8 protein-coding genes and 1 pseudogene are annotated in these 10585 nt (G+C 67.5%); 5 read left to right on the top strand and 4 right to left on the bottom strand.

What is annotated here, in order from left to right; all coding sequences use genetic code 11:
* A pseudogene (locus ACFXB5_RS49855) lies at positions 1–106 on the top strand (IS5/IS1182 family transposase); the annotation flags it as partial.
* A 474-nt stretch (positions 107–580) separates the two neighbouring features.
* Here the strand turns inward: ACFXB5_RS49855 and ACFXB5_RS49850 are convergent.
* Both ACFXB5_RS49850 and ACFXB5_RS49845 read right to left on the bottom strand, forming a co-directional pair.
* Positions 581–1927, bottom strand: coding sequence for a phytase (locus ACFXB5_RS49850; RefSeq protein ID WP_385221772.1), 1347 nt, complete (start codon positions 1925–1927; stop codon positions 581–583).
* Between the two features lie 494 nt (positions 1928–2421).
* Entirely contained in the window at positions 2422–2853 is a 432-nt protein-coding gene (locus ACFXB5_RS49845; RefSeq protein ID WP_385221769.1) for a DUF418 domain-containing protein, read from the bottom strand.
* A 776-nt stretch (positions 2854–3629) separates the two neighbouring features.
* Here ACFXB5_RS49845 and ACFXB5_RS49840 point away from each other — a divergent pair.
* On the top strand, positions 3630–4013 hold the full coding sequence (locus tag ACFXB5_RS49840; protein ID WP_385221767.1) for an alpha-amylase: 384 nt from the start codon (positions 3630–3632) through the stop codon (positions 4011–4013).
* Between the two features lie 638 nt (positions 4014–4651).
* On the opposite strand, the gene ACFXB5_RS49835 is transcribed toward ACFXB5_RS49840, so the two are convergent.
* A complete protein-coding gene (locus ACFXB5_RS49835; protein ID WP_385221764.1) occupies positions 4652–5476 on the bottom strand; it encodes a helix-turn-helix transcriptional regulator in 825 nt (274 codons plus the stop codon).
* Positions 5477–5694: 218 nt separating this feature from the next.
* Here ACFXB5_RS49835 and ACFXB5_RS49830 point away from each other — a divergent pair, with 218 nt between their 5' ends.
* Both ACFXB5_RS49830 and ACFXB5_RS49825 read left to right on the top strand, forming a co-directional pair.
* Entirely contained in the window at positions 5695–6432 is a 738-nt protein-coding gene (locus ACFXB5_RS49830) for an SDR family oxidoreductase (RefSeq protein ID WP_385221761.1), read from the top strand.
* Between the two features lie 458 nt (positions 6433–6890).
* Positions 6891–7289 carry a hypothetical protein gene (locus tag ACFXB5_RS49825; RefSeq protein ID WP_385221758.1) on the top strand — a complete coding sequence of 133 codons (399 nt, stop codon included), beginning with the start codon at positions 6891–6893 and terminating at the stop codon, positions 7287–7289.
* Positions 7290–7344: 55 nt separating this feature from the next.
* Here the strand turns inward: ACFXB5_RS49825 and ACFXB5_RS49820 are convergent, their stop codons facing one another.
* A complete protein-coding gene (locus ACFXB5_RS49820) occupies positions 7345–8073 on the bottom strand; it encodes a TetR family transcriptional regulator (RefSeq protein ID WP_385221755.1) in 729 nt (242 codons plus the stop codon).
* Between the two features lie 153 nt (positions 8074–8226).
* On the opposite strand from ACFXB5_RS49820, the gene ACFXB5_RS49815 reads away from it, so the two are divergent.
* Positions 8227–9378, top strand: coding sequence for an acyl-CoA dehydrogenase family protein (locus tag ACFXB5_RS49815; protein WP_385221752.1), 1152 nt, complete (start codon positions 8227–8229; stop codon positions 9376–9378).
* The last annotated feature ends 1207 nt before the right edge of the window (positions 9379–10585 follow it).

Here is a 10585-nt window from a genome sequence, read left to right as displayed (position 1 = left end):
ACGCCGGCCCGGCAGGCTCCGCGCGGACAAGGCGTACCACTCCACCGAGCGCCTGACGTGGCTACGCAACCGTGGCATCGTCCCACGTATAGCCCTGAAGAGTGTCTTTATTTGCTGTACGCGGGTTGACCTGGGGCTCTGCGTCCGTCCAAGGATGGGCACGCTGGGTGCTTCCGGTTCCTCATCCGTCGTGACCGGGACAATAAGTTCACCGGCCGCATTCGACGCCGTCTTCGCCGGCAACGGCACAGCGGCCATCCCGACCCCGCCGTAAATCCCGCAGTCCACCCCACTCGCCAAACGATGGATACGTACAGCCCACACCGAATGCGCCCGACCGAATCCATCGAGGACTCGGTGTGAGGCGTTGTGCCCCCGAGGTGGCCACCGATCTGCTTGCTCAAGTACGAGAGCATCGCGCGCAGCAGGGGCGGAGCGGTACAGGGGAGGACGGCGAGGTGTCGGCAGACGGCGTGCCACTGGTGCGGGGGCGGGACATGCCTGGCTCACACGGTCGCACTGGTCGCAAGGTGTGGTGGAGCGCCCGGCGGCCGTCGGAGGTGTCAGCGCGGTGCGGACGTCACAGGTCGGCGGCGTCCATCACGTCGCCCAGGTCGACGAACTTGAAGCCGGTCGCCGTGCGGGTGCCGCCCTCGCCATCGGGGACCTCGGGGGTCTCGTGGCCGTCTTGGACGACCAGCATGCCGTTCGGGTAGCGGCTGCCCAGCGGGGCGTTCAGGACGGCGGCGCCGTCGCACTCCTCCGACCCGTCGAGGGTCGCGGAGGCCGCGCCGACGCGGAAGCCGCCCTCGTACTCGTTGTCCTCGCTCACCTCACGGTCGTACAGGGCGAAGGTGTTGTCGCCCTGGCTGGAGGCGAAGAGGTAGCCGTCGCCGTCGGACTCCTGGAACAGGGTCAGACCCTCGACGTCCGCTGTCAGCCACTCGCCGCCGAAACCGGGGTCGGCGCCGGCCGTGCACTCCTCGGTGGTCTCGTCGTAGACGCCGGGGACGCCGTACTCACGGACCTTCTCCACCAGAACCGGTTTGTCGGTCAGGTCGGCGCGCAGCCGCCAGATACCGACGTCCTCCTGGCCTGCGTAGAGGGTGCCGGTGGCGGGGTCCACCGCCATGCCCTCGACCTGGGGGAGCTCACCCGGCTCGGCGCAGGGGGACCAGGTGGCGCCGTCGGGCAGACGGAATGACGCCGGAAGGTCGAGGGTGCGGACCTTGCGGTAGTCGACGGTGCCCCGCGCGGTCGGGGTCAGTTCGACGAGGGCGAGCCGGGTCCGCTCGCGCTGGCTGACCAAGGCGTAGGAGCGGCCGGTGGCCTTGTCCTGCCAGGTGGCGAGGCCGTACGCGGTGCGCTGGTCGTTGATCTCGGCTTGGTCGGCGGAGAAGACCGGGACGGCGGCCGGGTCGGTTATGTCGGTCAGTGGGGCGCCCGGCTTGGACGGGTCGATGCGGTAGATCCGCAGCCGGTCGTTGCCCCGGTCGCTGACCACGGCCACGTCGGCCCGGCCGGTGGGGGTTTTCAGACCGGTGACGAGGTCGACGTTGTTGAACCGGCCCGGGGCGTCGTCCTGGGCCGGCGGACGCGGCGCGGGCAGTGACTGCACCAGGCGGGCGTCCAGGCCGTACACGCGCAGGCCGCCTTCCTTGGCGGTCGCGATGACGAGGCTGCGGTCGGGGTCGGCCGCGTTGCGCCAGATCGCGGGGTCGTCCGCGTCGGAGTTGCCGCCCGCCTCGTCGTCGTAGAGGGCGGGGGTCTCGCTGGTCGGGGTGACCGTCGGCAAGCCCTCATCGTTGGCCCGAGCCCGGGTGGCGGTCAGGAGGGCGAGCAGGACCGCACCCAAAGCGAGGGCGGCGGCCGTACGCGGAGTGCGATGCGTTCTCACCAGCGCTTCCTTGGTCGGTGCCGAGGACATGCCGATCTTGCGTGGAGAACTCGGCCTGGAGGGAACCGTGACCTGAACACTTGCCACAAAAGAGACGGCCCGATACCAACTACCGTTCAGCACTGTACAGTACGGCCGCCGCGTGGTGTCGTATGGGAGCGCTGTCGGAGACTGCGGACGACCCGCTCCAGACCTGGACCGCACCGCACCAGCGTCCGGAAGGCAGCGCTCGTCGGCCACCACTGTGGCGCTGCCGACGGATGCCTTCACCGGTCAGCTCCTACGCTGTGCAGCCGTTGCGGCTGCCGGGTACTGGCCGGCTGACCACAACGACGAGCCGGGTGTCGGCGTCGACGATCAGCACGGTGGCGGCACCGAAGCGCGGACACGGCGGAGGCACGCCCGCAGCGGCCTTCGGATCAGCACAGGCAACCGCCCTGCCATGGGGCGGCAGGGTGAGGTCGGTCCAGGCGCGCAGCGACCATTCCACGGGCCGACGGATGCAGGCGCGGCCACCAACGGCATCAGGTCGTCCGGAGGACGAACAGCGTCAATGTGATCATGGCGACCCAGACCGGTGCGACGCGGCCGACGAACGCGGTGCCGTAGCCGGTGAACATCAGCGTACCCACCAGGGGCTGGGCCAGGTAGTTGATGAGGGTCATGCGTCCGGCAGGGGCCAGGGCCGAGGTCGTCACACGGGCGTGGCAGCCGATGGCGAGCCGCAGGCCGGCCGTCCCGTATGCGGCAGCCAGCAGCGGTGCGGTGATCACATCCGCCCCGAGGGCGAGGACTTGGGAGGCGCCGCCCGGCTGGGGCAGGCCAGTGTGGGCGCACACCACGCCGTCCCCGAGGCCCGGGCCGAAGCCAGCCCACCCGATGCGGCGGCTGTCGATGTCGGCACGGCCGCGGGCCCAGTCGACCGCGGCCAGGGCCTCCTCCGCGCGGTCGGTCATGCTCAGCTCCAGCCAGTCGCCTTCCGACTTCGCCGCGCCCGGATTGCCGAGAGACGGCGAGGTCTAACCCGCGCGAAGGACTCCCACAGAGGCCGGTAGAACGTGTCGCGCGTGGCGTTTATGGGCCGGCCCGCCGTGAGCCGCGGCGGTTGATGCCCTACAGGTCGGAACCCGTGCCCTCTTCCTGCGCCACGCACGGGCCGCCGGCCCTCCTACGCGCTCGCCGTGCCCGACCGTACGCTCAGGGCCTGGCTGCCCGGCTGTGTTGCGGGCTCATCGGCGGCCGTGCAGCTTTCGTACCAGCTCCTGGGCTTGTGCGCGGCGGCGCGGATCGGCTGCGGTCCGGCGCACCTGTTCGATCGTTCGCCTACTCTGCGGACTCCTCGCGAACTGCTTGATGCGTTCGACGACTCGAGCCACGACACTCCTTCCGCCGGGATGCTCTGCCTATCTGAGGCACCGTTGGGGTCTCGGCTATCCGGTGACCGGCCGTCCACCCCCTTCCGGCCAAGGATCGGCCCAGCTGCTGCCGGACGGCTTGCAGGCCGCAGTGTCTCGGTCGGCGTCGGGCGCCGGTGACCTGGCTCGACGGCATGTCCTCCGAAGGCGGCTGGAGTGGTTGAAGCGCCATCTGGTCCCTCAGATGCCCCAGGTGGCGCGTTCGCGCCGGTGACGGGCTGCCGGATCCGAAAGGGCTGGGCTGTCTGAAAGAGGGCTCATCGGGTTGCGCTCGTGCTCACCCTACCGGAATCTTCAACTTCTGAAGGCCTCAAGGCATGTTGCGGGATGAATCACTCAACTACATGTACACACCCGGTCGGCGGGACGAGGAGGAAATGATGCAGAGTTGGATCAAATGGGGCACTGTGTCCGCAGGAGTCGTCACAGCATTGATTCTCTCGTTCGGCCTGTCCGTGCCGGCCGCCGCCGGAGACCGGACATCCGGGCCGGCCCCTGCCTGCGTGGCGATGTCCGAGAGCTGGCGATACACCAATGCCGCCAATAACTGCGCGGACACCGTGAGTGTGGTGGTCGTCTACCAGGACGGCGCGACCGGCCTGTGCTCCACGCTCCCGCCGGGCGCGTACAGCACGGTCGGGGAGGGATACCTCGGCCGGCACGGTCACCCCGACCACCTGGCGGTATGCGAGGTGTCCTGAGTCCGATGCGCCGGATCACGGTGGCTGTTCGCCCCACTGCCGGTCGGTGCGCGGCACCGTCTCCAGGTCGCCGGGCCGGCCCAGGCCCTTGGTCAGAGGTGGGAGACGGGTGGGAGAGACCGAAAGCAACGTCGAATGTCGTCTCGCGGCCCAGGTCGAGCCTCAGGAGGGCGCCTACCAGGCATCACGCCGCGAACAACGCCGAGATCCTCGTGCTTCGCCAGGAGGTCGCTGTGCTGCGCCGACAGATCGAGCGGCCACAGCTCTCATGGGCTGACCGTGCCGTGCTCTCCGTTCTCGCCCGGCAGCTGCCATGCGCTTTACGCCGCCGTCGGCTGGTCACCCCAGGTACGCTGCTGATCTGGCACTGGGGCTGGAAGTGGTGCCAGACTCGCGGTTGGACCCGGTCGGCCACCGTTGCTGGAAGAGACAGCCGGACTTATCCAGCGCCTGGCGAGAGAACCGGCCTGGGGTATACGTGTCCATGTCCTGGGCGTCACCGCGCCTCCCCGCTGGTGCATGGGTCACCCAACTCGTCCGCAACCTGCTCATGGATCTCGGCGAGGGCTGGGTGCTTCCGGTTCCGCTGGTGCCCCGCCGTCGTAACCGTGAGCGGACGCCGCCGTCGACCTCTTCCTTCATTCGCCGGTCACGGCTACGCCCCCGTTGGGCGGTTCGCTGCTGTCGAAATAGACGACCAGCGTCTGTTCCATCTGTTCGGCAAGGTGAAAAGCGGTGTACACATAGTCGATCGCTCCTCGTTGCGGGTGCCGTAGCCGTTTCCGACCGCTGTGCCGGGCCTGCACCTCGTACTGGGGCCACCAGTCCCGCACTTCCGGACTGCCCTCGTTCAGTTCCTCGATCAGTCGGGTGTACCGCGGGTCGCCGGAATGGCGTACGGCTAGCGTCCGAAGTCGGCCGAGCAGGCCGCGTGCCTCGGGTTCCCAGTCGACCAGAACGTCCCGGGCCACTGGCTCGAGAAACACCCAGCGGACGAAGTTGGCCGGCCGCTCCGCCTTGGTGATGAGCCTCGGGAACAACTCGTCGGCCGCCTGGTTGTGGCTGAGGACGTCATAGTTACCGCCGATGATGTACGCAGGGTTCGGCTGGAGCAACAGGGGGACGGCACCCACCTCGGCCGTTAGCGGCTCGCTTTCCTCAGCTTCGGCCGCAGGCGCGTGACCGGCAAGATGAAGAAGATGATCGCGCTCGTGCCGGTCGAGCCGCAGCGCCGCCGCGAGTGCGTTGAGCACCTGTTCGGAGACGCGGATCTCCCGCCCCTGCTCCAGGTATGTGTACCAGGTGGCGCTGATCCCGGCCAGCAGCGCCAGTTCCTCTCGGCGAAGTCCCGGAGTGCGACGGCGACCAGTCTGGGGCAGGCCCACCTCGTCAGGGGTCAGGCGCTCTCTCCGGCTGCGGAGGAACTCACTCAGCTGACGGCGTTGGTCCGGCTGCGTAGGCATGACGGCAGTACCTTCAGTTCCAGAATAAATACGGTCTGGATACCAGGCTAATGCTCCCGGAGACTGGTGTGCGAGCACGGGTCGCGGCACTGCCGACGGCCTTACACGGTCACACCGACACCCGACGGTCCAGTGCGCAGCGGCTTCCGGACGCTTCTCCAGGGCCCGCTGCCGCTCGGCCTCCCGGTCCCGGTGCCGAGAACGGAGAGGACAACTTCATGTCCGAAATCAACGGCAAAGTGGTGGCGATCACGGGAGCCAGCAGCGGCATCGGTGAGGCAACCGCGTTGCTGCTCGCCGAACGCGGCGCGCGACTCGTCCTTGGCGCACGCCGGTCCGAACGCCTGGCGGAACTGGTGGCCCGGATCGAGAAGGCGGGTGGCGCAGCCGTGCAGATCCGCACCGACGTGACACGGCGGGACGACCTGCAGGCCCTGGTCGCGCTGGCCGGTGAGCGATTCGGCCGACTCGACGTACTCGTCAGCAATGCCGGAGTCGGCACGATCTCGCCTCTCGACGATCTGCGCGTCGACGAGTGGGACCATATGGTCGACGTCAACGTGAAGGGTGTGCTGCACGGGATCGGCGCCGCGTTGCCGGTCTTCCGTGCGCAGGGCACCGGCCACTTCATCACCACCGCCTCCACGGCCGCGTTTCGCATCGTGCCGACCATGGCCGTCTACGCGGGCACCAAGTTCGCGGTTCGTGCCATCTGCGAAGGACTGCGCCAGGAAGCCGGCGACTCCCTGCGGGTGACCACCGTCTCACCGGGCCCAATTGCGACGGACTTCGCCGAGGCGTCAACCAACAGCCAGGTCAGGGCAGAGATCGTGAAGATGCGGGACCGTATGGCGATCTCCCCCGACGCGATCGCCCGGGCCATCGCTTTCGCGATCGAACAGCCTGCCGCGGTCGACGTGAACGAGATCGTCGTCCGGCCCACTGCCCAGAGCTGACCTCCTCGCCCCTCGGGTGCGGACACCCGCTACGACCCTTGACGTGGTCCTCCATCTCAGGGACGAGGTCGCCCCGTGATGCTGAAGGGCGCAGTGGCGGAAGAAGGGTGGCGGCTGGGTCATCATCGAGGTCGACGGCACGTCGCTGGAACCCTACAAAGCGCCCGTGTGAGCCGTGGGTGGGTCGAGGCCGTCGCGGCAGGAGGCCTTCTCGTGACCGACGTCCTGTGTGTGGGCAGCGGCCCGGTCGGTTCGGCCTACGTCCGGCCCTCGACGCCATTACGGATGCGCGGATCGTGATCGTCGGGGCCGGTGCGCAGACAACCGACCCACCCGCCTCACATGTCAAGAACAATCGGGATGATGCTCTCCGTGCCGGCGCCTCCCTGCGCTCCCAAGGCCCCGACCAGGTGCAACGCGAGGTCGTGTCTGTCCCGGAACGTGGTGGTGCCCATAGGGTGGGCTTTCCCGAGCGGCTCCTGGACCGACCCGGCCTGTATCTGATCGAGGGCGAACCGCACCGTCGCCACGGCGGCATGGCGGCGGCATCGGCCATCGCCTGCGTCGGCGGCTTGGCACCCCAGTGGACCGCTGCCTGTTCACGTCCGTCCGGCAGCGCGGTGATCCCGTTTCTTGAATCGGAGGAACCCAAGGGTGCTTTCTCGGCTGCCGAGCGTTACCTCGCGGTGTCGAATTCGGCGATCAACCAGACGCCGCGTGACGTGAAGAGACGTGGCATCCATGTCCGCAGAGCCTCCGCGGACGACAAAGGCGGCCGGGGCTTGTTCCTCGACGCCCAACTGGCTGATGGATGGGGAACGTGCTCCGCGTACCGTCGTAGACGGTTTGAGACTTAGTTCTCCCTCTAAGAGTACTGAGTCTCACCAGATGGATGCGAGGAACAGGGCGGAGTCAGGGGTCGCCGAGCGTGGTCTCGATCCCGCGGACGACGCGCCACATCGGCGCCGTCCGCTTGGCGATCAGGACTACGACGTCGTCGGCGTCCTCCTCGTCGGTGCTTCTGGCCTCGCCTTCCGGCCCCCAAGAGTTCAGCACGAACCGCAGAGCGTGGTCCATGTGGGCCGTGGGGTCGTCCTGTCCACCAGAGCGGAGCCATGCGCGGAGCGCGTTGTTGTGAGCTGCCACCAGGGAGGCGGCGATCACGTCAGCGCGCAGCGTTCCGTCGGGCCGATGCACGAAGCGTCGGCGCAGGTAGTCGGCGAGGGTGCGCTCGTAGCGCCATACCACGGACAACTCATGGTGGCGGAGCCCCGGAACGCTCTTGGTCAGACGGTACCGCTGAACGGCGAAGGAGGGGTTGCCGGAGTACATCCGCATGACGAGACGCGCGGCGTCGCAAACCCGGATCACCGGATCCTCCTCGCCGCTCCCATCCTGCAGGAAGGCCGTCATCTCGGCCAAGCAGCCTTCGTGGTCGGGGAAGACCACATCCTCCTTGGAGGGGAAGTAGCGGAAGAAGGAACTCCTGCCCACGCCCGCGAGCCGGACGATGTCATCGACCGTGGTCTGCTCGAACCCGTGCTTGGTGAAGAGATCGAACGCCGCCGCGATCAGGGCCTCCCGCTTCGAGGGCTTCGCGGAGCCGCCGGCTCCCCGCCCCTGTGCCTGTGCCTCGCTCATACGGGGAACCTAACACCACCCCGTCACGTGGCATTGGATCTGTGAAACTCAGTGTGCATAATGATGGTACTGAGTTCCACTTCGGGGTCCATGCTGATTTCCTACGCGTCCCTGTCTGCCAGTGGCAGGGCCAGAGACTGAGGTATTCCTGCCATGAATCAGGACTTCGACCTGTACCAGACGTCGGAGGAGCACGAGATGCTCCGCGCGTCGATCCGCTCGCTTGCCGAGGCGAAGATCGCACCTTTCGCCGCCGAGGTGGACGAACAGAGCCGCTTCCCGGCCGAGGCCCTCAAGGCGCTGGTCGCCGCCGACCTGCACGCGGTGCATGTGCCACAGGAGTACGGCGGCTCGGGCGCGGACGCGTTGGCCGCTGTGATCGTCATCGAGGAGGTCGCGCGGGTGTGCGCCTCCTCGTCGCTGATCCCGGCGGTGAACAAGCTCGGTTCGCTCCCGGTGATCCTCTCCGGCTCCGAGGAGTTGAAGAAGAGGTACCTGGCTCCGCTGGCCGAAGGTAACGCGTTGTTCTCGTACTGCCTCAGCGAGCCGGACGCGGGTTCGGACGCGGCGGGGATGACGACCAGGGCGGTACGCGAAGGCGACAGTTACGTTCTCAACGGCGTGAAGCGCTGGATCACCAACGCGGGCGTCTCGGAGTATTACACCGTCATGGCCGTGACCGACCCCGGCAAGCGGTCGAAGGGCATCTCCGCGTTCGTCGTCGAGAAGTCCGACGAGGGCGTGTCGTTCGGCGCGCCGGAGAAGAAGCTGGGCATCAAGGGGTCACCGACCCGTGAGGTATACCTCGACCAGGTTCGTATCCCGGCCGACCGCATGATCGGTGCCGACGGCACCGGCTTCGCGACGGCGATGAAGACGCTGGACCACACCCGTGTCACCATCGCGGCGCAGGCCCTCGGTATCGCCCAGGGCGCGCTGGACCACGCCAAGGGGTACGTCCAGGAGCGCAAGCAGTTCGGCAAGCCGATCGGCGACTTCCAGGGCGTGCAGTTCATGCTCGCCGACATGGCGATGAAGCTGGAGGCCGCCCGCCAGCTCACCTATGCCGCGGCCGCCAAGTCCGAACGCGTCGACCCCGACCTCACCTTCTACGGAGCTGCGGCCAAGTGCTTCGCCTCGGATGCCGCCATGCAGATCACCACTGACGCCGTGCAATTGCTGGGCGGCTATGGCTTCACACGCGACTATCCGGTGGAGCGGATGATGCGCGATGCTAAGATCACGCAGATCTATGAAGGTACGAATCAGATTCAGCGGATCGTCATGGCCCGCAACCTCCCGTAGGTGCAAGGCGGCAGCTACGGCCCCCATGGGCGCGCGAGTAGTTCTTCTCGTTCCGCCACCAGACCTCGGGCCGCACACCACCTTGCGCGAACGGCGCAGCGGTCGGACGCCCGAGGTCATCAGCTCCGGTGCCTGATGCATGCGGCGATGGTAGTGGCCTCGCCTGGCGATTCCACTACTAACTTCAGAGGAGCCCGGAAGAACAGCAGGCGAAGTATCGGTGGCTCCTCCGCCTCGGCGGTGGGCCGTGCGCCCGGCAGGTCGCGGGCGGCTGCCCGCAGTGCCACGGCCGCCTCCGCGAGGCAATGGACGTGAATCGTCGATTTCACTGCTCCGTCGTGACGTTTCAGGGCTCGGCCGGCCTCTGGCTGCTTCGTCAGCCCGAGGCGTTCCATGTGCATCGACGGTACGGCACGGGTGAGTTGCTGGCTCTATGGCCTGGACGGTTTGAGCATCTGGAAGAGGATGAGACAACCGTCGATCGTGCGGTGACGACCGATGGGAGCCCACCCGTGCGACGGATCCGCTGAGGCGTGGCGAGCACCTGGATATGGCCCGGTTCCAGGTGCACGGGGAGGTGTATCACCGTCCCCTCCCGGGTCTGGGATGTGGTCCATACGCGTATGGCTTTCGATATTACGGGCGAGCGTTGCGGATGGTCCTGCGTTGTCATGGCGAACCCGGAATTCTGAAAGCCGTTGATGGCGTACATGGATATGTTCAAGGCGGCAGGAACGCCATCAGTCGGAAAGCAGTCCTTTGCGTCCGTCTTGCGAGACTGACGCACGATATGGGTCGAGCAGTGGGCTGACCGCATCGACAGCCGTCTGTACAGGCGTCCTCCACTCGGAGCCCCGGGTGCGGCCGTGGCGTTCTCCTCCAGGATGACCGGAGCCGGCCGAACATTGACATCTCGACGTATCGCCACGACCCGGCATGATGCCCTGCGGGATGGCATGCACGGGTTCGTTGCGATCGACGTATTCGTTGTCGCTCGGAGACAACGGACGAGCATCGCCCCGTCAGTCCTAGGCAGAATCGGTCTCTGGTGCCGACGGAGGCTGGAGGGCACGGTGATGGAGGCGGCCGCGACGCATGGCCGCCAGGACGGGGCGCAGGCGTTGAAGACCGTGCTCGGCCGCTGAGCTGGGTCCGGGGTTCGCTTGCGCGTCGCCCATGTCTCTTACGTTCGGAGAACACCATCATG

The sequence above is a fragment of the Streptomyces sp. NPDC059455 genome (genome assembly GCF_042750115.1).
GTDB lineage: Bacteria > Actinomycetota > Actinomycetes > Streptomycetales > Streptomycetaceae > Streptomyces > Streptomyces endocoffeicus.
This window is presented reverse-complemented; position numbering and strand designations above follow the sequence as displayed.